Raw genomic sequence first — 22,784 nt, forward strand, 5'->3', positions numbered from 1 at the left:
TGAATCATAATTCCGTCAAATTACGATTCACCACCAATGTTAGACTGTTTTTTTGCTTTAGCGCATGTCGGTCAAGCTATTTTTAAGCCTTTGTTCGCTAAAAGACTGGTTCGAAATTTGTTATAATAAAAGGGAATGTGTTGAGAAAGTAGGTGTCTTCATGGCCACACAGAGGAAGTCAGGTCGTAAAACCACAAAACGTGGGACGACCCGCAAACGTAAACCGACAGCGAAAAAAGGGGCCTATACACCAAATGGGTTAGGCTTCTTCTTTGGCTTGATTAGTGTGCTGGCCTTTTTTAAATGGGGCTTTATTGGTAATTTATTTGCAAATTGTTTTCGCTTTGCAGGTGGGGATACGTACCACTTTTTAGCGATTTTACTCGGGATCTACGGGGTGTATTTATTATTACGTGGTCGCGGTCCGCAGGTGCCACGTGAATGGTGGCTTGGCGGTGGCATTGCCTATATCAGTTTATTGTTATTGCTGAATGCCATTTTATTTCGACGATTGGCCTTACACAATCATTTCGTAACTGTGATTTGGCATTTTCTACTGGCTGATTTTCAAAAGGGCAGTGTGACAACCAATCTTGGCGGTGGGATGATCGGCGCTGCTTTGTATCAGGTCAGTTATTTTCTGATTTCACCGGTTGGCACCTATTTGTTAAGTGGCTTAGGTATTTTGATCGGGTTGACGATTTTTCTAGGGGTGCCCTTAACCAAATGGTTGGATGTGTTACGTTATTTTGGTCGCGGTGGCCGTTGGCTGGTGCAAAAAGTCGGGCACTTGATCCATCTTGGCGGCACGCAATTGCAACAACAAGGGCAACAAGTTGGCTCAAAAGTTGGGGCACAATTGCGTGAACGCCGTGCAGCACAGGCTGCTGAATCAGAAGCACCAGCCCCTGTAGCAAAACCGGTATCGGAAGCACCGGTGCCGCCAGCACCAGCTCAGCCACAACCAAAGTCGGCCGCAGAGCCGACGATCAACGTGGCCCAGCCACAGCAGCAACAAGCGCAGGTATCAGCCGCTGAGCTGACGCAATCACCTGCAGCATCACCTGCAGCTGAAACACCATTGATGACCGATACAACGGTGGATGAGGACTACGTATTGCCTCAATCGGATCTCTTACAGGAAATCCCACCAACAGACCAAAGTGCTGAATATCAACTGATCAAACAAAATAGTGTGAAGTTGAAGCAAACCTTTGATAGTTTTGGCATTGATGTTGACGTTAAAAACGTGAATTTAGGGCCAGCGGTAACCAAGTATGAGATCAAGCCCGCCATTGGCGTTAAAGTAAGTAAAATTGTTAGTTTAACGGATGATCTTGCCTTGGCTTTGGCGGCTAAGGATGTGCGGATCGAAGCGCCGATTCCAGGAAAATCATTGATTGGGATCGAAGTTCCGAATCAGCAGATCTCGACGGTGTCATTCCGCGATATTATTGAAGCGCAGCCACCCCATCCAGGGAAATTATTAGATGTTCCAGTGGGCCGGGACATTTCTGGTAAGGTCATTATGGTTGATTTAACCAAAATGCCGCATTTATTGATTGCCGGTTCGACTGGGAGTGGGAAATCCGTGATGATCAACGACATTATTACCGGGATTTTAATGACAGCGAAACCGCATGAAGTCAAGCTGATGATGATCGATCCTAAAAAGGTGGAATTGTCTGTGTATAACGGGGTACCGCATTTGATGATTCCTGTGGTAACGGATGCTAAAAAGGCTGCGCAAGCGTTACATAAGGTTGTGGCTGAAATGGAACGACGCTACGAATTATTTGCGCAGTTTGGTAAGCGGAATATCACGGAATACAATCAAGGATTGCAACAGGCTAACCAAACGGCCGACCAACCGCAACCGACTATGCCTTATATTGTGGCCATTGTCGATGAATTGGCAGATTTAATGATGGTGGCGTCAAATGAAGTGGAAGATGCCATTGTGCGATTAGCGCAAATGGGCCGGGCTGCCGGGATCCATATGATTCTAGCCACCCAACGGCCATCTGTCGACGTTATCACTGGGCTGATCAAGGCTAACGTTCCAAGCCGGATGGCATTTGCAGTCTCGTCAGGTGTGGATTCTCGAACGATTATCGATAGTACCGGGGCTGAAAAGTTATTAGGTCGTGGTGATATGCTTTACTTGCCGATTGATCAAAACAAACCAACCCGGGTCCAAGGGGCCTTTATTGCAGCCAAAGATGTTGAAGCTGTGGTAAACTTCATCAAGCAACAACAAACGGCTGAATATGATGAACGGATGATTCCAGACGACAATGAGGCTAGCGATGACTTGGAGCAACCAGATGATGAACTTTTCCCAGATGCGGTTCAATTGGTGGCAAAAATGCAGACGGCAAGTGTGTCAATGCTCCAGCGTCGGTTCCGCATTGGGTATAACCGAGCGGCACGAATGATCGACGAAATGGAGCAACGGGGAATTGTCGGGCCATCGGAAGGCAGCAAGCCGCGGAAGGTCTATTTACAAGAACCAACAGATGAAGCAGATTCAACTGAATCATAGCGATAATGTGAAAGGGGTTCTGTTTTTGGAACAAGAACTTAAACAAGGGGTGCACTTAACAGTACAGCCATCGAACCAGTTTAAAACCACGCGGATCGTGGTGAACTTTTTAGCACCATTACAGCAGGAAACGGTGACGAAACGCTCCCTGCTAGCCAGTCTATTAGAAACCAATACAAAGGACTATCCGACGCAAACCGCCTTAGCAGCAAAACTGTCTCAATTGTATGGGGCTAGCTTTGGCGCCAGTGTGAGTCGTCGCGGGCAACTGCATTGTTTTAGCGTCAGCTTGACCTTGGTCAATGATCGGTATTTACCTGCAGATGATGCTGTTTTAAAGGCAGGTTTAGCCTTTTTGAAGCAGGTCCTTTTTCGACCGAATGCAACTGAAGCCGGATTTGATGAAACAACCTTTCAGCGCGAAAAACAAAATTTGGCGGCTTATTTTGCGGATATTGCGGATAATAAACAAGCCTATGCCAGTTTGGCGTTACAACAATTATATTTTGCAGCGGATCCAGCACAAGCACAGCCTAGTTTTGGCAATGCGGCTGATCTAGCACCGTTAACGGCAAAACAGCTTTGGGACTATTATCAACAGATGATGGCCACTGACCAGGTGGAAATCGTGATGTTAGGCCAAGTTGACCCAACGGTTATCGCACAAACACTCCAAAACTTTCCATTTACAGACCGGGCCACAACGACGGTTAGTCCGTTTTACCAGCAATCACTGTGGGCAACGCCTAAAGTGAAACAAGAAAAACAAGCTGTGGTACAAGGTAAATTAAATTTAGCTTACCAACAGCCAGTCACCTATCATGATGCGGACTTTGTGCCGATGATGGTGACAAACGCGTTATTTGGTGGTTCTGCGCTGTCGTTATTGTTTGCCAATGTACGGGAAAAGGCGAGTCTGGCCTATTACGCCAGCAGTCGCTTGGATACGTTTAGAGGCACGCTATTGGTGCAAACGGGCATCGAACCAAAAAATTATCAAGCGGTATTGGACATTATTCAAGCACAGTTAACCGCCTTGCAACAACAGAATTTTGAATTAGAACGTTTGGCTAAAATCAAGGCCACGTTGATCAATGATTTTGTGACCGGCTTGGATAGCATGGGTTATTTAATGAATCAAGCCTTGATGCAACGGCTATTACCAACACGCACGTTGGCCTTAGACGACTTGACCCAGCAAATTCAAGCGGTTACGCCTGCCCAAATTGCAACGCAAGCGGCGCACTTGAAACTACAGGCCATTTATTTCTTAACCAGTGAGGAGGGCAATGCTTAATGGAACAACATAATTATCCAAAATTGGGCGAAACACTTTATCGCACGACGTTGGCCAATGGCTTACAGGTGAACTTACTCCCAAAACCGGATTATCATAAAACCTATGCCGTTTTCACAACGAATTACGGTTCGATCGATCGCACGTTTCAACCCATTGGGCAATCTGAAATGGTGACGTTACCTGATGGTATCGCCCATTTTCTAGAGCACAAATTGTTTGAAAAAAAAGCCGGTGACATTTTTGAAGTGTTTGGTAAATTAGGTGCTAATGCCAATGCGTTTACCAGTTTTACGCGGACCAGTTATCTCTTTTCCGCAACCAGCCGGATCCGTGAAAATTTAGAGACGTTATTAGACTTTGTACAGGACCCTTATTTTACAGAAGCCAGTGTTAACAAAGAAAAAGGCATTATTGGTCAGGAGATTCAAATGTACGATGATGATCCAAACTGGCGCTTATTTTTCGGCTTGATCCAAAATATGTATGCGCAGCATCCGGTTCGAATCGATATTGCAGGGACAGTGGCTTCGATTGCACAAATCACGGTTGCCGATTTATACTTAGCGTATCGGACCTTTTATCAACCGCAAAATATGAATTTATTTGTGGTGGGGCACATTGATCCTGACGCAACGTTGGCCTGGATCACGGCTAATCAGGCGCAAAAGGATTTTCCAACGCCGACGCCACCTCAGCGTCAACTGCCGCAAGAAGCGGCAGATGGCTCTGATATTGTGGCACATCGAACCATTGAAATGGCAGTTCAACGGCCGAAAGTGATGCTGGGTATCAAAGGGTTGGACAAAGTGCCAACAGGGCGTGCAGGCTTAGTTTATCGCACCAGTTTAAACTTATTATTCGAAGTCTTGTTTAATGATTCCTCAGCAGCTTATTTAAAGCTGTATGATCAAGGCATTCTAGATGACACCTTTGGTTATGAAGTGGATCTAGAGCGGTCCTTCCACTTTGCGGGGCTAAGTGTGGATACCCAGAAGCCGGATCAATTTGTTCAGGCGATTCAGGCAGTCTTACAGCAAGCGACAACAGGTGCTGGTTTAACCGAAGCGCGCTTGGCACTGGTTAAGCGGGAAATGCTGGGCAAGTTTTGGCAGTCCTTTAACAGCTTAGAATACATTGCTAACCAGTATGCAGGGGATGATTTTGGAACTGCAAGCCTGTTCGATTTGCCAGAGATTATGGCGCAGATTCAGGTAACGGATCTGCAACAAGTGGCGCAACGCTTCATTCGTTTAGAAGCCATGAGTGTGTTCCAAATCAACCCAAAGGTGGCAGCAAGGTGAGATATTCAGCGTTGATCTTAGGGGCGTCAGGTGATATTGGCCAGGCGATTTGTCACCGCTTAGCAGCGCAAGGCTGGTCCTTGTACTTACATTATTTTAAGCAGCAAGCTCGGGTGGCCACCTTGCAAACCGAATTACAAACGGCCTATCCCAAACAGGATTTCTTTAAATTGCAGGCCGATTTAACGGATGAGACTGCGGTACCGCCGCTCTTGCAGCAGTTATTTCAAGTTGACGCAGTGGTGTTTGCGGAGGGCATCACGACCTATCAATTGTTACAAGATACCAGTTCGCAGCAAATTGAAACGTTATGGCAGCTGCATGTGAAAACACCCATGCTACTGTGTCAGCAATTAAACAGCAAGTTAAGCCGCAGTGCATTAGGCCGCATTGTCTTCATTGGCTCGATCTATGGGGGCAGCGGCAGTCCTATGGAAGTGGCTTATAGCACGGTTAAAGGAGCCCAATCAGCATTTGCCAACGCTTATGCACGCGAAGTCGCTTCCTTAGGTATTACAGTCAACGTTGTGGCGCCAGGGGCCGTGGATACGCAAATGAATCATATGTTTTCGAATGCTGATCAAGTACAGCTTAAAGCGGAGATCCCACTTGGCCGCATGGCACAGCCGAATGAAATCGCCTATTGGGTGCAATCATTACTGGCACCAGAAGCAGATTATTTAACGGGACAAACCCTTTACGTGAGCGGTGGTTGGCTAAAATAAAAGGAAAACTTAATGTTACCGCGGATTGTTGTATGCTATACTAAAAAATGAATTTTTCTGAAAAGGCTGTAGGTGAAAACACGATGAGTGAAATAGGACAAAAACTACGTGATGCGAGGGTTGAAAAGGGCTACACCCTAGATGATCTTCAGCAGATTACTAAAATTCAAAAACGATATTTGATCGCAATTGAAGAGGGACATTTTGATAAGTTACCGGGAGATTTCTATGTCCGCGCATTTGTTAAACAATACGCGGATACAGTGGGGTTGGATAGTGACGAATTGTTAAGTGAGTTTAACGATACGATTCCACAAGTCCAGCCGCAAGAAGTGGTGACGCCTGAAGCAGAAGAACCGACCAGTCGTCAAGCCAAGCACATTGACAATCCAACTTTGGCCCAAATTAGCCATTATTTACCAACGATTATTATTGGGGCCGTTGTGGTGATCATTGTGATCGTGATTGCTGTTTTTGCACATGGCAATCGCCAACACGCCCAAAAACAAGTGATTGATCAAAGTAGTTCCGTTTCTGTTTCAAATGACGCAACTAGCAAGAAGAAAAAGGCCAGCAGTTCTCAGGCATCCTCTGCAAGTGCGTCAAGTCAAACGTCGAAAAAGAGCAGCGATACTGTTAAATTAACCATGACAACGGATACGACCACAGCGGCAACGTTTACGTATGCCAATGCACCAGCAACGAACACGCTGGTGTTACATGCATCCAGTAGTAAACAAGCTTGGACTTCTGTAACAGCAGGGAGCTCAACTGTTTGGCAAGGTACTTTAAGTGATACCAAACAAACGGTTAAGATTCCAAGTGGGAGTACGTCTTTTGTGATTCAAACAGGGAATGCTTCGAACTTAGTCGTCAAATTAAACGACAAGAAGTTCAATTTTGATCCGAATAATGTTGGGGGTATTGTCAAGAAGATCACGGTTAATTTATCTGGTACTGCAGCAGCAAGTAGCGCAAGTAGTAGCAGTGCCAGCACGACGACCACCAGTGGTAGCACTGGCTCAAGTCAAACCGTTACACAATAAGTAAAAAAAGAAGGTAGGCTTTGTTATGAATTTACCCAATCGATTGACTGTGATCCGGATCTTTTTGATCCCGTTATTTATGATCATCGTTTTAATTCCTTGGAATTGGGGGAGCGTTAGTGTGGCAGGAACAGCCATTCCACTCACACAGTTATTTGGTACGATTATTTTTGCGGTCGCTTCAATTACCGATTTAGTCGATGGTAAAATTGCCCGCGGGCGTCATTTGGTCACAAACTTTGGGAAGTTTGCAGACCCACTGGCTGATAAAATGTTAGTGATGACCGCCTTTATTATTTTAGTTGAAATGGGCAAGGCCCCAGCATGGGTCATTGCGATTATTGTTTGCCGCGAGTTGGCAATTACCGGCTTACGGTTGTTGCTGGCCGAAAGTAATGAACACATTGTTTTAGCCGCGCAAATGCCAGGTAAAATCAAGACCACCACACAAATGTTGGCGATTATCTTATTATTTTTGAACAACGTGTTCTTTAATAATTTGCATTTTCCAATGGGGACCACCTTGCTTTATATTTGCCTGTTCTTCACGATTTACTCAGGCGCACAGTATTTTATCGAAAGTCGGCATATTTTTGCGGATTCATTTGAATAAAACGTTGAAAGATGATTTGATATGACGATATCGAATCATCTTTTTTAGATTCTTTAACCAGCGCGACGACAAGTTAACGTAAGTTATCAATAAGGGGGATGACCAGTCGTGAAAGCAGAAATTATTGCAGTCGGGACAGAGTTATTATTAGGAGAGATCACCAACACCACCACGCCTTATGTGGCGCGGGAATTAGCGCAATTAGGGATTGATGTGTACCATCAGTCTGTCGTTGGGGATAATCAAGCACGCCTCACCGAAGCGTTGCAACAGGCCACCACACGTAGTGACCTGATCATTTTAACAGGGGGCCTAGGACCAACCAAGGATGATTTAACCAAGCAAACAGTAGCACAGTATTTAAACGAGCCGTTAGTGATTGATCAACCGGCAATGGCCCAGATCGAGGCATTTTATCAACAGCGTCAGCGTCAAATGACGGCCAATAATCGCGTTCAGGCCATGTTGCCAGCCCATGCAACGCCGCTTGAAAACCCGGCGGGGATGGCTGTTGGTGCTTTTTACCAAACCGCAAATCAGGCGTATTTGTTGTTACCTGGACCACCGCATGAATTGATTGCAATGTTCAAAAAGGCTGCGCGGCCTGTGTTACAGGCTTATTGTCAAGCAGCGCATGTGTTGGTATCACGGGTCTTACGGTTCCATGGAATCGGGGAATCTCAGTTAGTCACAACGTTATCAGAGTTGATCGCGCAACAAACGAACCCTACCATTGCGCCGTATGCCAAGCCCCATGAAGTCACACTACGGTTAACGGCAACTGCAACGACAACGGCGACAGCGGCGCAATTATTAGCGGCGACCACCGCACAAATCTTAGCCTTAGTCGGGGACTATTACTACGGCGAAGGGGAAGACAATAGCTTAGTTCAAGTGGTTGTGGCGCAATTAAAGCAACAGCACCTCACCATTACAGCAGCAGAAAGTTTGACAGCTGGGATGTTTCAAAGTACGCTAGCGGATGTGTCTGGTGCCTCGACAGTGTTTAATGGCGGATTTGTCACGTATTCATTGGCAGAAAAGGCCCACTTGCTGAACATTCCAACGGCCGATTTAGAGGCACACGGGGTGGTGAGTGCTGAGACAGCCATTGCCATGGCCAGTCATTCAAAGCACCTTTTAAATGCAGATATTGGCATGGGTTTCACTGGCGTGGCAGGTCCCAATGAACTGGAAGGCCAGCCAGCCGGTACGGTTTACATCGGGGTCGCGTTACCCAATCAAACGCCATTTGCCAAGTGTTATCACTTTTCTGGTGATCGGGCATCCGTCAGGGAACAGGCTGTTTTAATGGGCTTAGATTTATTGTATCACCAGTTAAAAGTTTCTAAAAAATAGCGAACGTTTGTTCACTTTTTGCTTGCTTTTTCCAGTTTGGTTCGGTATGATTAGGCATGAAGTGAAACAAGTCAATTCAAATATTACATCAAAACTGAGGAGGTCATGTTTGTGGCTGACGAACGTAAAGCGGCATTAGATTTAGCATTAAAGAAGATTGAAAAGAACTTTGGGAAAGGTTCTATTATGCGGTTAGGCGAAAAGGCGGATACGCAAATCTCAACGATTTCAACTGGCTCATTAGCCCTGGATGAAGCGTTAGGCGTTGGCGGTTATCCTCGTGGTCGGATCGTCGAAGTTTACGGTCCAGAAAGTTCTGGTAAAACCACGGTGGCTTTACATGCTGCGGCTGAAGTTCAGAAGCAAGGTGGCACAGTGGCTTATATTGACGCTGAAAATGCCATGGATCCTAAATATGCGGAAGCATTAGGGGTTAACATTGATGATTTGCTTTTGTCACAACCTGATACAGGGGAACAAGGCTTAGAAATTGCGGATGCGTTGGTTTCCAGTGGGGCCATTGATCTGGTGGTTGTGGACTCAGTTGCGGCTTTAGTACCACGTGCTGAAATTGAAGGCGAAATGGGCGATGCCCACGTTGGGTTACAAGCACGGTTAATGTCACAAGCTTTACGGAAGCTGTCTGGAACGATTAATAAAACCAAGACCATTGCGATCTTTATTAATCAGATCCGTGAAAAAGTTGGGATTATGTTCGGGAACCCTGAAACCACACCCGGTGGTCGTGCACTGAAATTTTACGCGACGATTCGTTTAGAGGTTCGTCGCGCTGAACAGATCAAAACTGGGACCGATATTATTGGGAACCGCGTTAAGATCAAAGTGGTTAAGAATAAAGTGGCACCACCTTTTAAAGTGGCACAAGTCGACATTATGTACGGTGAAGGCATCTCACAAACCGGTGAGTTAGTCGATATGGCCGTTGAAAAAGATATTGTTGATAAAAGTGGTTCTTGGTATTCTTACGGTGATGAGCGCATTGGTCAAGGGCGTGAAAACGCGAAGAAGTACTTAGCAGAGCATGCGGACATTATGGCTGAGATCAAGCAAAAGGTACGCGTGGCCTACGGCATCGCTGAACCGGATGCGGAAGCCGAAGCAGCCGCAAGTGCAACGACTGAAAAAAAGGCCGATCAAGAAAAAGATCCAACTAAATTAGATATTTAGCCGAATAGCCTCCATTTTGGGGGCTATTTGTTTGGAATGAAGCTTTTGTAAGTTGACAGGCCTAGTGTGCAACTATAAAATAAGGGATGTGTAAATAATCATTATAATGAACATCTTAAATTTTAAATACGGTTACCTTTAATCGTTTTTTGATGATGCGGAGGTGAAGATATGAATCTATTTATCACGGTAATCCTCGTAGTCATCATGTTAGTTGTCGGATTGATCTTAGGATATGCGGTACGCAAGCAAATGCACGAAAAAACGCTGATTGCTGCACGCGATACTGCTGATGGCATCATTGCTGGTGCTAAAAAGGAAGCTGAAACCCAGAAAAAAGAAGCCCTTTTAGAAGCAAAGGACGAAAATCATCGTTATCGAACTGAGATCGAAAATGAGTTAAAAGAACGCCGAGCTGAAGTAAGCAAGCAAGAAAATCGTTTAATTCAACGGGAAGAAACACTTGACCGCAAGGATGATACGCTTGATAAAAAAGAACGTTCACTTGAGAATAAAGAGAACAAAATCAGCTCGAGACAACAACTCATTGATGAGAAGCAAAAAGAAGTATCCTCGTTAATTGAAAAGCAACAAACTGAATTAGAACGCATTGCGGCCTTGTCACAAGATGATGCCAAAGCAATGATCATATCACAAACAAAAGACGAATTAGCCGAAGAACGGGCAGTGATGATCAAGGAAAGCGAAGAAAGTGCGAAAGAATCTGCTGATCGCAAAGCCAAAAGCTTGATTGCCTATGCAATTCAGCGTAGTGCAGCAGATGCGGTTTCCGAGACAACTGTTTCAGTGGTTAATTTGCCAAATGATGATATGAAAGGTCGAATTATTGGTCGTGAAGGCCGTAATATTCGGACATTGGAAACCTTAACTGGCATTGATCTAATCATTGATGATACACCAGAAGCCGTTATTTTAAGCGGTTTTGATCCAGTGCGGCGTGAAATTGCACGAATGGCTTTGGAAAAATTGATTCAAGACGGTCGGATCCATCCGGCTCGCATTGAAGAAATGGTCGAGAAATCGCGTAAAGAAATGGATGAGCGCATTCGCCAAATTGGTGAACAAGCGATTTTTGATGTGGGAATCCACAGTATGCATCCTGATCTGATCAAGATTATCGGTCGGTTACATTTCCGAACGAGTTATGGTCAAAATGTCTTAAATCATTCGATTGAAGTTGCAAAACTAGTTGGCGCTTTAGCTGCTGAACTAGGCGAGGATGTTACCTTAGCGAAACGCGCGGGATTATTACACGATATTGGGAAAGCTTTAGATCATGAAGTAGAGGGGTCTCACGTTGAAATTGGCGTGGAGATTGCCCGAAAGTATCATGAAAATGAAGTTGTTGTTAACACAATTGCGTCACATCATGGCGATGTTGAACCAACTTCAATTATTGCCGTTTTGGTCGCTGCAGGGGATGCAATTTCCGCTGCCCGGCCAGGCGCTCGTTCAGAATCTTTGGAAAATTATATTCATCGTTTGGAAAAACTTGAAGCAATCACCAACAGCTTCTCTGGGGTCAAGAATAGCTATGCCATCCAAGCAGGCCGCGAAGTACGCGTTATGGTCAAGCCGGATGAGATCAGTGATCTTGATGCTGTTGTTTTAACTCGAGATATTCGCAAACGAATTGAAAATGAATTAGATTATCCAGGTCACATTAAAGTCACCGTTATTCGTGAAACACGTACGGTGGAATATGCGAAATAAGTGAGCAAAAAAGTCAACGCAATTGCGTTGGCTTTTTTGTGTGGCGCGCTTAATCTGACGTGCCTGGGGTATAAGGCGTTTCTAAGTAGCGTTGTTGACCAGGTTTAAGTTGAGTTTGGCCGGCTAAAAAATCAATAATTTTTTGTTGGGTGGCTGTCAGATCGGCTTCAGGGACCAAAATGGTGAGGTTGATCTTAACACCGTAATCGGTGGTGACGATCGTTAAGTTTTGCTGCTGTAGAAAGTATTCAAACCGACCTTGTTGGGCGTAGTCTAGGCTGATCGTCAATTCTTGACGTAATTCGCCTTGTACCAGTCCTAGTGCAGTGATGCCTTGTGCAACACTGTTGGTATAGGCACGAATCAAGCCGCCAGCGCCTAATTTAATACCACCAAAATAGCGCGTGGTAACAGCAATTGTATTGTGAAGGTGTTGCCGTTTTAAAACATCTAACATCGGTACACCAGCCGTCCCACTCGGCTCGCCATCATCACTGGCGTGTTGGATCGCATCATCGTCGCCGAGTAAGTAAGCGTGGCAATGATGATTTGCCTTGCGCTCTGACTTTTTGATCTGGTCGATGACCGCAACAGCTTCGGCTTCAGTTTGAAGCCGTTGTAAGTAACAAATAAAGCGAGATTTTTTAATGATCAATTCGTGCGTGCCGTTTTGGGCCAGTGCAATGTAGTGTGTTTGCATGTGATTCCTTCTTTTCGTAACATTTTCGTGATGTTGCGGATGTTATTGATAAGTCATCATGAAATGAGGTTGAAGCAAATGCAAAAAAGTGACTTATTTGGCCGGCAACAATTTGTTCTAACCATACCGCCTGAATTGGCGGCTTGTCAACTACAGCGGCGCCCAGCAATGACGGTGGTGACGTCAGGTAAAACGGTACAGTGCCACCGCTGTCATACGATTTCGCAACAGCGGGATGTGGCATTGTGTGACGGGCAATTTTATTGTCCAGCCTGTTTACAGTTAGGCCGGATCGACTCCCGTGGGGAACTGATTAGTTTACCAGAGCCTAATCAGTTTCAAGTGAGACCGCCGTTACTGACTTGGTCGGGGCAACTAACCCCACAGCAACAGCAGGTCAGTCAGGCAATTTTAACCGGTTTTCAGCACCAACAGCAACGTTTAGTGTGGGCAGTTACCGGGGCCGGTAAAACAGAGATGCTCTTTGAAGGGCTAGCGTGGGCTTTAACACAAGGCTGGCGAGTGGCGATTGCGGCACCACGCATCGATGTGTGTTTGGAACTAATGCCGCGCTTACAAGCCGCGTTTCAAAAGACCCCGATCCTATTATTGTATGGTGGGCAAACCGAGGCCTACCGCTACACGCAGTTTGTGTTATGTACGACCCATCAACTGTTGCGCTTTTACCATGCGTTTGATGTGTTGGTGATCGACGAGGTGGATGCCTTTCCGTATGCGCGTAATGCTGTGCTACAGGTTGCAACGCAGCAAGCGTTAAAACCAACGGGGCGACGCCTGTATTTAACGGCAACCCCTAGCGCCGCCCTTAAGCATCAAGTCCAAGTTGGTCAACTACAGTTAAGTTATTTACCGCGTCGTTATCACGGCCACCCGTTGGCACAACCGCGTGTGTGGGTCACGCCAGGTTGGCAACGTCAATTGGTACGGCAGCGGCTAACCTGGCGTTTAAAACAGTTGTTACAGCAAAAAATACAACGGCAACAGGCCTTTTTATTATTTGTCCCACGGATTGCCTTATTGGCACCACTTGCAGCTTGTTTGAAGCAGCTTGCTCCACACCTTCGATTTGAAACGGTGCATGCGGCAGATCCACAGCGTGAAGCAAAAATTTTAGCCATGCGCCAGCAACGTTATCAAGCGTTGATCACCACTACGATTTTAGAACGCGGGGTGACCTTTGCCAATATTGATGTCATTGTATTAGGCGCAGATGATCCTGTTTTTACCACAGCAGCGCTGGTCCAAATGGCAGGGCGTACAGGGCGTAAAGCAGCCTATCCAGAAGGTCAAGTTGATTTTATGGTCCAAGGGTATAATCGGTCGATCAAAGCTGCTTGTCGCCAAATACGACAGATGAATCGGGCCTGCCAATGAAACAATGTCTCTGGTGCCATCAGCCCTTTACACCGACGTTACAATTGGCGGAATTGCTAAGCTGGCATCAGTTAATACCGCCATTACTGTGTGCGAATTGTCAGCAGATTTTTAAGCGGATCGATCAGCGGACAGCCTGTCCAGGTTGTGGACGTGCCCAAACACAACCGAGATTGTGTCGGGATTGCCAGCGCTGGCAGCACACAACAGAACCGTGTGTGCCCAACCATGCCTTGTTTCAATATACCACCAGTATGTCAACTTTTTTTCAACGTTATAAAACCCAAGGCGATTATCGGCTCCGTCAATTATTTCAGCCAACTTTAAAACGCTATTTTCGGCATTCGAAGGCAATCTTGGTGCCGGTGCCACCTGATCCACAACGCTATCAACAGCGCGGCTTTGATGCCGTGCAGGGCTTGTTTGCAGGTTGTGGTGACTGGGTACCTTGTTTGCAAAAACAGGCAGGACCGAAGCAATCCCAACAAAAGCGCAAGTTGCGGTTACAAACGGCACAACCTTTTTCAATGCAAGCATCTTACCTGACAAAGCCTTTAGCAAGGCCTATAATTATTGTAGATGATGTTTATACCACAGGGCGTACTTTACGCCATGCGCAGGCTTGTTTACAGGCAGCATGGCCTGATGCACAAATTCAAACATTTACTTTGGCAAGATAAGTTGAGAATTAGTGGTTAAACATTGTCAATCACAGCGCTTTCTATTATACTTAATATAAGCAAAGCATCGAAGCCTAAATGCTTTGAGCTTGTTTGCCCAGCGCAAACTTGCAAGTGAAAGGGGAGAAGTTTTATGCTTAAATATAGTGTTCGTGGAGAAAACATCGAGGTAACAGGTGCCATTCGCGATTATGTTGAAAAACGCTTGGACAAATTAAACAAATATTTCCCAAGTGCGAATGATTCAACCGCCCATGTCAATTTGAAGGTTTATTCCGATAAGACAGCGAAGGTTGAAGTCACCATTCCATTGCCTTACTTAACTTTACGCGCAGAAGAAACTTCACCAGATTTGTACGCAAGCGTTGACCTGGTCACTGACAAATTAGAACGGCAAATTCGGAAATATAAAACGAAAATTAACCGTAAGTCCCGTGAAAAGGGCTTTAAAGATGATCTTGCAGTTGCACCAGCTGAACCAGCAGATCAGAATACGGACGTTAAGTTAGATGTTGTTCGGACAAAGCGGGTCTCATTAAAACCAATGGATAGCGAAGAAGCTATTTTACAGATGGATATGTTGGGACATAATTTCTTTATTTTTGAAGATGCAGAAACAAATGGCATCAGCATTGTTTATAAGCGTCGTGATGGTCGTTATGGCTTGATCGAAACAGCAGAATAAGCAACTGATTTGCAGCGACAGGAGGCTAGTATGGCAGCATACTAGCTTTTTTGTCGCGCAAATTGCGTTAACCAGTTTTCAATAAGCGTCATTCATGCTAAACTGGTAAGAGTATTTTAGGGTATTTTACCCTAATCGAATTGTCGTATTTGACAAGAAGGGATTAAAGAATGCCAAACATTTTACGTCGTTGGGTGGAAAGTGACAAACGTGAAGTCAAACGCATGGGCAAAATTGCCGACAAGGTAGAGGCCAATGCGGAACACATGGCTGCCCTTTCTGATGATGAGTTAAAAGCTTACACACCAAAATTAAAAGAACAATTAAAACAAGGTAAAACATTAGATGATATTTTGCCAGAGGCCTTTGCCGTTGCCCGAGAAGGGGCCAAACGGGTTTTAGGCTTGTATCCATTTAGAGTCCAGATCATTGGTGGGATCACCTTACATGAAGGTAACATCGCCGAAATGAAAACTGGTGAGGGGAAAACGTTAACGGCGACCATGCCAGTTTATTTAAATGCATTGGCTGGCGAAGGCGTCCACGTTGTAACCGTCAATGAATATTTGTCCAGTCGTGATGCACATGAAATGGGCGAATTATACAACTGGTTAGGCCTTTCTGTGGGGTTGAATTTGAATGCGTTGAGTCCTGAAGAAAAACGGGCGGCTTACCAAGCTGATATTACGTATTCAACCAACAGTGAACTTGGGTTTGATTATTTACGGGATAACATGGTGGTTTACAAAGAACAAATGGTGCAACGCCCATTGAACTTTGCCATTGTCGATGAAGTGGATTCTATTTTAATTGATGAATCACGGACACCATTGATTATTTCCGGTCAAGCTGAAAAGTCTACCGCCATGTACGTGCGGACAGACCGTTTTGCGAAAACGTTAAAAGAAGAAGACGATTATAAGATCGATCTACAAACCAAAACGGCTAGTTTGACGGAACAAGGTATTCGAAAAGCTGAAAAGTATTTTGGCTTGGACAACTTGTATGATGCCGATAATATGGCATTGAACCATTATTTGGATTCAGCGTTACGGGCGAACTACATCATGTTAAAGGATATTGATTATGTGGTCCAAGATGATGAAGTCTTGATTGTTGATTCCTTTACCGGTCGTGTGATGGAAGGTCGGCGTTATTCTGACGGTTTGCATCAGGCAATCGAGGCCAAAGAAGGCGTTGAGATCCAAGATGAAACCAAGACGATGGCTAACATTACCTATCAGAACTTTTTCCGGATGTACAAAAAGTTATCTGGGATGACTGGGACGGCTAAAACGGAACAAGAAGAATTCCGTGAAATTTACAATATGGAAGTCATTACGATTCCAACCAACCGGCCAATTGCCCGGATCGATCAACCAGATCTGTTGTACCCAACGTTACAAAGCAAGTTCAGAGCAGTTGTAGCGGACATTAAGCAACGCCATAAAAAAGGCCAGCCTTTGTTAATTGGGACAGTCGCTGTTGAAACGTCTGAATTATTATCAAGCCTGCTGGATCAGGAACACATTCCGCACGCGGTATTAAACGCCAAGAACCATTTTAAAGAAGCCGAGATCATTATGAACGCCGGTCAACGTGGTGCTGTCACCATTGCCACGAACATGGCAGGTCGTGGGACGGATATTAAATTAGGCCCTGGCGTGAAAGAAGTCGGTGGATTATGCGTATTAGGGACTGAACGGCATGAATCACGGCGGATCGATAATCAGTTACGTGGACGTTCAGGTCGGCAAGGGGATCCTGGTGAAACCCAATTTTATCTGTCGCTTGAAGATACCTTAATGCGGCGTTTCGGTTCTGATCGGATTAAAGCATTATTGGAACGGATGAAGGTGGCCGATGATGATGCTGTGATCCAAAGCCGAATGATTACCCGCCAAGTTGAGTCTGCTCAGAAACGGGTTGAAGGAAATAACTATGACACTCGGAAAAACACGTTACAGTATGATGATGTGATGCGTGAACAGCGTGAAGTCATTTACGCTGAACGGATGCAGGTGATCAATGCGGATTCATCCTTACGGCCAGTATTAATGCCAATGATCGAACGAACAATCAAACGGATCGTGCATACCCATACCCAGGGGGATACCAAGGAATGGAATGTACAGGCCATTTATGACTTTGCAATCAACGCAATGGTGCCCGAAAGTAAGTTGAAGCGGACGGAATTAGACGGCCGTTCACCAGAAGAATTGATTGACTTATTGATGAAATTTGCCAATGATATTTATGAACAAAAAGAAAAACAACTTTATGATCCAGCACAAATGTTGGAATTTGAAAAGGTCGTTATTTTACGTGTTGTCGATTCTCATTGGACCGATCATATTGATACCATGGACCAATTACGGCAATCCATTGGGTTACGTGGCTACGGTCAGTTAAACCCATTGGTTGAATACCAATCTGAAGGTTTCCGAATGTTTGAAGAAATGATTGCAGATATTGAATATGATGTGACACGTTTGTTTATGAAGGCAGAAATTCGTCAGAATATGCAACGTTAGCACCTTAAGAAGTGGCTGCAAGCAGGCCACTTCTTTTTGCTGTTTAAAAAGCAGCGGTTAAGAAAGCGAGAGGTAAGCCATGGAATTAAGCGAAGGTAAAAAAATACTCAATGAGAGTATCGAAAAATTAAATCAATTTAGGGGGTCGCTTTGACCTTGATGCCTTAAACGAAAGTATTGGGGAAAATGAGGCTAAGATGGCCGAGCCTGATTTTTGGCATGATCAAGTGGCAGCACAGCAGTTGATCGATGCCAATAATCAGTTAAAAAGTAAAGTCGATGATTTTCAAGCATTAGTAACGTTATCAGAGGACTTGCAAGTCTCATTGGAATTGTTAACGGAAGAATATGATCCGCAAATGGCCAGTGAGTTTGAAACATCTTTGCAAAAACTACAGCAACAGTTACAGCGTTATGAACTGAGTTTGTTGTTAAATGGTCCTTATGATCATAGTAACGCCATTGTGGAAATTCATCCCGGTGCTGGTGGAACGGAGTCTCAGGACTGGGGCGATATGTTGCTCCGGATGTACATGCGCTGGGCGGAGCAACATCAGTTTGGTGTTGAGACCATTGACTATCAGGCTGGTGAAGATGTGGGCATTAAAAGTGTGACCTTGTTGATCAAAGGCCCCAACGCTTATGGTAACTTGCGGTCAGAAAAAGGGGTCCACCGCTTAGTACGGTTGTCACCCTTTGATTCTAATAATCGCCGCCACACGACTTTTGCATCGGTTGATGTGATGCCTGAATTAGATGAAACGGTCAATGTTGAAATCAATAGTGAGGATTTACGCATTGATGTTTATCGTGCCAGTGGTGCCGGTGGTCAGCATGTTAACAAAACGTCTTCTGCGGTGCGGATCACCCATTTGCCAACTGGGATCGTAACGGCTAGTCAAGCAGAGCGGTCACAATTGTTAAACCGGCAAATGGCGATGAAAATGTTAAAAGCGAAACTTTATCAGCGTGAATTAGATGAAAAAGCCAAGCAAAAAGCAGAGATTCAAGGTGAACAAGCCGATATTAGTTGGGGCTCCCAAATTCGGTCCTACGTTTTCCAACCGTATACCATGGTGAAAGATCACCGTACAGGGTATGAAACTGGCAATGGTCAAGCCGTACTCGATGGCGATCTTGATCCATTTATCAATGCTTATTTGCAGTTACAGCTCAAACAAGCTAATCCAGATTAAGGCCTAACCAGACAATCAAGTGCGGTAAGCGCGCATTTGGTTGTCTTTTTGATTGGGGCGGTTTTAAGGACCTTTCACTTTGATTTCACACAATGTTATACTGAAATTAATTTAAATGAACGAGGTGTATCATGGGGCTTGTGACGATCGTGTTGAATTTGATGCGGCAACCATTATTTTGGTTGGCGGGTCTATTAAGTTATTTAGGCAGTGCGCGGCGGATCCAAAGCGAACGGCGGCTTTTTCACAGTGCAATTGATCCAGATTGGCGAGAATTAAGGCGTTTTTGGGGTTGGGGCTTGTTATTAGGGGTGATTTTATCCTTATTAAGTTGGCGCTTAGGTTTGGTGTTGCCTGCAACAGTGGTCTTTTTTTACCAGTTATTAGGCTGTGTCGCCTTATTATTAACGCGCTGGTTGGTTCAACCTTGGTTGCCGATTTTATTGGCCCTTGCTGGCGGTGTGTTTTTAACCGGGAATCAGTTGTCAGCATTTAGCCAAAGCTTTGGCTTGATTTTATTAGGTGGCTTAGCCATTGCCAATGGTTTTGGTAGTCGCTATTATGCAGCTAACAGCATGACACCGCTGATCACTTGGAGTAATCGCGGGCGACGTGTCGTCACGTTTCGCTTGAAGCAACTGTTATTGGTTCCATTAGTCGTGTGGGTGCCAATAACCGGCCAAGCATGGGCGTGGCCAGTTTTCCATATTGGGTCACGTCAGTTGGTGCCCATGTGTTTGCCGTTGATTTTGGGCTTTTTATTGATGGTGCGGCGACAAAGCATCCCAGCAGCAATCCAGGGCCAATGGCGTCAGCAATTAGGCTTAGGCATTGTTTTGATGGGCCTGGGTTTGCTCAGTTTCGTGGTGCCGTTTAAAGTTGTATTGGTGCTAGCACTTGTTGGCACAGCGGGGCAAACCGTGTGGCAATTTTTAAAGGGACGTCACGGTCAGTTGCAATATACCGAACCTTTTGAAGGGGTTATGGTGTTAGGCATTCGGCCGGAGACACCTGCGGCTAAAATGAATCTAGTACCAGGTGATATTATCTTAAATTGTAATCAACAGGCTATTCAGGATGAGGACAGCTTTTATGCAGCACGAATGTTAGACGCGACTTATTGTCATTTACGGGTTCAAACGCTATCCGGCGAAATAAAAATGACGGAAACGGCTATTTTTGAGGATTCACCTCATGAATTAGGTATTGTCATGTTACCAGCACGTGTGGAAGGGGCATAAGTAATCATGCAATCTGTTTTAGTTGTCGATGATGAACCAGCTATTGTAACATTATTAACTTACAATTTAGAACAAGCACAGTATGCAGTAACCAGTGTGACGGATGGGCCAGCCGCTTTGGCAGCCGGGTTAACCGGAAAGTTTGATTTTATTTTGTTGGATTTGATGTTACCTGGATTAGACGGTCTTGAGGTGACGAAGCGCTTACGCCAGGAAAAAATTAAAACACCGATTTTAATTTTAACCGCCAAAGATGAGGAATTTGATAAAGTGATCGGGTTGGAATTAGGAGCGGATGACTATATTACCAAGCCTTTTAGTCCGCGGGAGATCATTGCGCGGATGAAGGCGATTGAACGACGGCTTCAACCAGCAACACCTGTGACAGCCGCCACACCACAACCGTTACAGTTTGGCAGTTTAACGATTGACCCGAGTACTTATCAGGTAACCCAGGCTGGCAAGGTGATTCAACTCACACCGCGTGAATATCAAATTTTGTTATTTTTGGCCCAACATCCCCGGCAGGTTTTCAGTCGGGAGCAACTTTTAAATGGCGTATGGGGCTTTGATTTTACAGGCCAAACGCGAATGGTGGATATTCAAATCAGTCATTTACGTGAAAAAATTGAAGCGGATCCCAAGCAGCCGGTTTATTTAAAAACGGTGCGCGGGTTCGGTTATCGTTTTGAGGCGCCGCACAATGGTTAAGTTACGCCGCTTGAACTTGGTACTTTTGTGTAGTCTATTGGGAATCGTGTTGGGCTTAACGTTATTTGCAAATCAGCGCGATCAGCAGGATCAACGTCAATTATTACAAACGAAGTATCAGCTATTGCGTCAGACGCAGCAGCACCACGCGCTAACCCGAACGCAGTTACAGCAGTGGCAACAACAGCAGCACGTTCAGGTGATTCGTTTGGATCGTAAAAACAATGTGTTGTATCGGCAGGCTAACTTGCCCCGCCAAACGGATCGTGAGATTTTACCAGGTGTATTGCAGATCCAGGCGCAAGCAGATCAACAAGGGGCAGCGGTGTTGCAAATTCAGCGCCAAGATTATTTAAGTTATATCGGGGTGCAACATGGAGATACGCTGATTCTGATACAACCGCAACAAGCGATTTGGCAACCTTTTTGGCAGCGTGGCGTTTGGCTTGTTGTTGGGGCGTTACTGGTTGCCGGGTGTCTCACAGGGGTGATCTGGTGGTGGTGTTATCGCCCGCAGCGCTCACTACAACGGATTCAGCAGCAAATGACGCAGATTCGACGTGATCAAACGACACCGGCAGTGTTATTACCCCCAGATGATCCTTACTACCCGTTGGCACAAGGAATTAGTCAATTGGATCAACGCTTTCGGCGTTTAGAGGTGCAAGCACAGGCTGCAGAAGCTAACTTCAATCGGTTTGTGCGCCATTTGCCGGTTGGGGTGTTATTGATCGACGACCACGGACAAGTGTTGCAACATAATCAGGTTGCCAGTGATTTATTACAGCAGTCGATTCCAGCACAGCCACATGCCTATTTACAAGATGTACAAGATCCGCAGTTAGGCCAGTTGATCCATCAGGCCTATTTGCGCAAAAAAAGTCAGCATCAAACGTTGACCTTACAGCAGCAACAGGTGGTGGATGCTAATGCGGTGTGGATGCCGAATGAAGCAGGGCCAACGGCATACCGCGTAGCTTTATTGCTGTATGATATGACGGAAATTCATCAATTACAGCAAATGCAGCTGGATTTTGTGGGGAATGTGTCGCATGAGTTGAAAACGCCGGTGACGGCGATCAGTGGCTTTAGTGAAACGCTGTTAGCCGGTGCGCAAGATGATCCGGCCACACGCCAGCAGTTTTTGGAGATCATTGATCAAGAAAGTAAACGTTTGGCGGCGTTGATTCAGGATATTTTGGCGCTGTCTCGCGGTGAACGTCAATTTAAGGCGCCACAACAGTTGGACGTGACCACCTTGATCCAGCAAGTCAAACAGCCCTTAACACCTCAAATCACAGCCAAGCAATTAAAATGGACGGACCATTTATGGGCGAACCTACACGTTAAAACGCAGCGTGAGTTATTGGAACCAATTGTGAAAAATTTGTTGGTCAATGCAATCGTCTACAACCGTGAAGGTGGTCAAGTCACAGTCACCACAACCCAGCAAGGCAGTACGTGGCAGTTACAAGTCGCGGATACAGGAATCGGCATCAAAACGGTTGAACAGCAGCGGATCTTTGAACGCTTTTATCGGGTGGATAAGGCGCGCAGCCGACATCAAGGCGGGACTGGACTGGGCTTGGCAATCGTCAAAGCTTATGTCCAGCGGCTTGGAGGCAAGATTGCGGTGACGAGTCAATACGGTGTGGGGACCACTTTTACAGTGACCTTACCCCTTTAAAGTCAGGTGAAAACCTGACTTTTTTGATGGCTCAAAAAAATTTGGAAACGGTCATCTAAAATTTACACAATCTTTACAAACAATGTCTGTCCCGAATTATTCATACGAGGTTTAATATCGGCATACCGCACAATTTTGGACCAA

The 22,784-nt window shown here is 45.4% G+C and carries 18 protein-coding genes; 17 read left to right on the plus strand and 1 reads right to left on the minus strand.

All coding sequences use genetic code 11. From position 1 onward, the window contains the following. The first annotated feature begins 160 nt into the window (after window positions 1-160). From FC07_RS04180 to rny, 9 genes are all read left to right on the plus strand, one after another. Window positions 161-2,545 carry an FtsK/SpoIIIE family DNA translocase gene (locus tag FC07_RS04180; RefSeq protein ID WP_057903874.1) on the plus strand — a complete coding sequence of 795 codons (2,385 nt, stop codon included), beginning with the start codon at window positions 161-163 and terminating at the stop codon, window positions 2,543-2,545. A 25-nt stretch (window positions 2,546-2,570) separates the two neighbouring features. Next, window positions 2,571-3,842, plus strand: coding sequence for an EF-P 5-aminopentanol modification-associated protein YfmF (gene yfmF / locus FC07_RS04185; protein WP_235807451.1), 1,272 nt, complete (start codon window positions 2,571-2,573; stop codon window positions 3,840-3,842). After that, window positions 3,842-5,146 (plus strand): EF-P 5-aminopentanol modification-associated protein YfmH, encoded by a 1,305-nt coding sequence (gene yfmH, locus FC07_RS04190; RefSeq protein WP_057903876.1) that lies wholly within the window; start codon window positions 3,842-3,844, stop codon window positions 5,144-5,146. The genes yfmF and yfmH overlap by 1 nt, the downstream gene beginning before the upstream one ends. After that, window positions 5,143-5,871, plus strand: coding sequence for an elongation factor P 5-aminopentanone reductase (gene ymfI / locus FC07_RS04195; protein WP_057903877.1), 729 nt, complete (start codon window positions 5,143-5,145; stop codon window positions 5,869-5,871). The genes yfmH and ymfI overlap by 4 nt, the downstream gene beginning before the upstream one ends. A gap of 83 nt (window positions 5,872-5,954) precedes the next feature. Beyond that, complete coding sequence (locus tag FC07_RS04200; RefSeq protein WP_057903878.1) at window positions 5,955-6,917, plus strand: helix-turn-helix domain-containing protein; 963 nt, start codon at window positions 5,955-5,957, stop codon at window positions 6,915-6,917. 25 nt (window positions 6,918-6,942) lie between these two features. Continuing rightward, a complete protein-coding gene (gene pgsA, locus FC07_RS04205; RefSeq protein ID WP_057903879.1) occupies window positions 6,943-7,530 on the plus strand; it encodes a CDP-diacylglycerol--glycerol-3-phosphate 3-phosphatidyltransferase in 588 nt (195 codons plus the stop codon). 108 nt (window positions 7,531-7,638) lie between these two features. Then, window positions 7,639-8,889, plus strand: coding sequence for a competence/damage-inducible protein A (locus FC07_RS04210; RefSeq protein ID WP_057903880.1), 1,251 nt, complete (start codon window positions 7,639-7,641; stop codon window positions 8,887-8,889). 111 nt (window positions 8,890-9,000) lie between these two features. Beyond that, window positions 9,001-10,077, plus strand: coding sequence for a recombinase RecA (gene recA, locus FC07_RS04215; protein ID WP_057903881.1), 1,077 nt, complete (start codon window positions 9,001-9,003; stop codon window positions 10,075-10,077). Between the two features lie 171 nt (window positions 10,078-10,248). Further along, complete coding sequence (gene rny / locus FC07_RS04220) at window positions 10,249-11,811, plus strand: ribonuclease Y (protein WP_057903882.1); 1,563 nt, start codon at window positions 10,249-10,251, stop codon at window positions 11,809-11,811. 49 nt (window positions 11,812-11,860) lie between these two features. On the opposite strand, the gene FC07_RS04225 is transcribed toward rny, so the two are convergent. Further along, window positions 11,861-12,511: a YigZ family protein gene (locus FC07_RS04225; protein WP_057903883.1), complete on the minus strand. Its 651-nt coding sequence runs from the start codon at window positions 12,509-12,511 to the stop codon at window positions 11,861-11,863. Window positions 12,512-12,589: 78 nt separating this feature from the next. On the opposite strand from FC07_RS04225, the gene FC07_RS04230 reads away from it, so the two are divergent. From FC07_RS04230 to pnpS, 8 genes are all read left to right on the plus strand, one after another. Further along, entirely contained in the window at window positions 12,590-13,906 is a 1,317-nt protein-coding gene (locus tag FC07_RS04230) for an ATP-dependent helicase ComFA (RefSeq protein WP_235807452.1), read from the plus strand. After that, window positions 13,903-14,586, plus strand: a complete 684-nt coding sequence (locus tag FC07_RS04235; protein WP_057903885.1) for a ComF family protein — start codon at window positions 13,903-13,905, stop codon at window positions 14,584-14,586. The genes FC07_RS04230 and FC07_RS04235 overlap by 4 nt, the downstream gene beginning before the upstream one ends. A 133-nt stretch (window positions 14,587-14,719) precedes the next feature. After that, complete coding sequence (gene hpf, locus FC07_RS04240) at window positions 14,720-15,271, plus strand: ribosome hibernation-promoting factor, HPF/YfiA family (protein WP_057903886.1); 552 nt, start codon at window positions 14,720-14,722, stop codon at window positions 15,269-15,271. A gap of 170 nt (window positions 15,272-15,441) precedes the next feature. After that, entirely contained in the window at window positions 15,442-17,805 is a 2,364-nt protein-coding gene (secA, locus tag FC07_RS04245; protein WP_057903887.1) for a preprotein translocase subunit SecA, read from the plus strand. A gap of 79 nt (window positions 17,806-17,884) precedes the next feature. Beyond that, a protein-coding gene (gene prfB / locus FC07_RS04250) for a peptide chain release factor 2 (protein ID WP_235807453.1) occupies window positions 17,885-19,001 on the plus strand; the annotation gives its coding sequence in 2 pieces (ribosomal slippage) (window positions 17,885-17,944 and window positions 17,946-19,001; 1,116 coding nt in all). Window positions 19,002-19,132: 131 nt separating this feature from the next. Next, complete coding sequence (locus tag FC07_RS04255) at window positions 19,133-20,242, plus strand: PDZ domain-containing protein (protein ID WP_057903889.1); 1,110 nt, start codon at window positions 19,133-19,135, stop codon at window positions 20,240-20,242. A 6-nt stretch (window positions 20,243-20,248) separates the two neighbouring features. Beyond that, window positions 20,249-20,953 (plus strand): response regulator transcription factor, encoded by a 705-nt coding sequence (locus FC07_RS04260; protein WP_057903890.1) that lies wholly within the window; start codon window positions 20,249-20,251, stop codon window positions 20,951-20,953. Next, window positions 20,946-22,640, plus strand: coding sequence for a two-component system histidine kinase PnpS (gene pnpS / locus FC07_RS04265; RefSeq protein ID WP_057903891.1), 1,695 nt, complete (start codon window positions 20,946-20,948; stop codon window positions 22,638-22,640). The genes FC07_RS04260 and pnpS overlap by 8 nt, the downstream gene beginning before the upstream one ends. Window positions 22,641-22,784: the final 144 nt, after the last annotated feature.

Source organism: Loigolactobacillus bifermentans DSM 20003 (genome assembly GCF_001434575.1).
Lineage (GTDB): Bacteria > Bacillota > Bacilli > Lactobacillales > Lactobacillaceae > Loigolactobacillus > Loigolactobacillus bifermentans.

Coding starts and splice junctions, on each gene's coding strand:
- FC07_RS04180 (WP_057903874.1), top strand. CDS start 161: ATGGCCACACAGAGGAAGTCAGGTCGTAAAACCACAAAACGTGGGACG.
- yfmH (WP_057903876.1), top strand. CDS start 3,842: ATGGAACAACATAATTATCCAAAATTGGGCGAAACACTTTATCGCACG.
- FC07_RS04200 (WP_057903878.1), top strand. CDS start 5,955: ATGAGTGAAATAGGACAAAAACTACGTGATGCGAGGGTTGAAAAGGGC.
- pgsA (WP_057903879.1), top strand. CDS start 6,943: ATGAATTTACCCAATCGATTGACTGTGATCCGGATCTTTTTGATCCCG.
- rny (WP_057903882.1), top strand. CDS start 10,249: ATGAATCTATTTATCACGGTAATCCTCGTAGTCATCATGTTAGTTGTC.
- FC07_RS04225 (WP_057903883.1), bottom strand. CDS start 12,511: ATGCAAACACACTACATTGCACTGGCCCAAAACGGCACGCACGAATTG.
- FC07_RS04230 (WP_235807452.1), top strand. CDS start 12,590: ATGCAAAAAAGTGACTTATTTGGCCGGCAACAATTTGTTCTAACCATA.
- FC07_RS04235 (WP_057903885.1), top strand. CDS start 13,903: ATGAAACAATGTCTCTGGTGCCATCAGCCCTTTACACCGACGTTACAA.
- hpf (WP_057903886.1), top strand. CDS start 14,720: ATGCTTAAATATAGTGTTCGTGGAGAAAACATCGAGGTAACAGGTGCC.
- secA (WP_057903887.1), top strand. CDS start 15,442: ATGCCAAACATTTTACGTCGTTGGGTGGAAAGTGACAAACGTGAAGTC.
- FC07_RS04255 (WP_057903889.1), top strand. CDS start 19,133: ATGGGGCTTGTGACGATCGTGTTGAATTTGATGCGGCAACCATTATTT.
- FC07_RS04260 (WP_057903890.1), top strand. CDS start 20,249: ATGCAATCTGTTTTAGTTGTCGATGATGAACCAGCTATTGTAACATTA.
- pnpS (WP_057903891.1), top strand. CDS start 20,946: ATGGTTAAGTTACGCCGCTTGAACTTGGTACTTTTGTGTAGTCTATTG.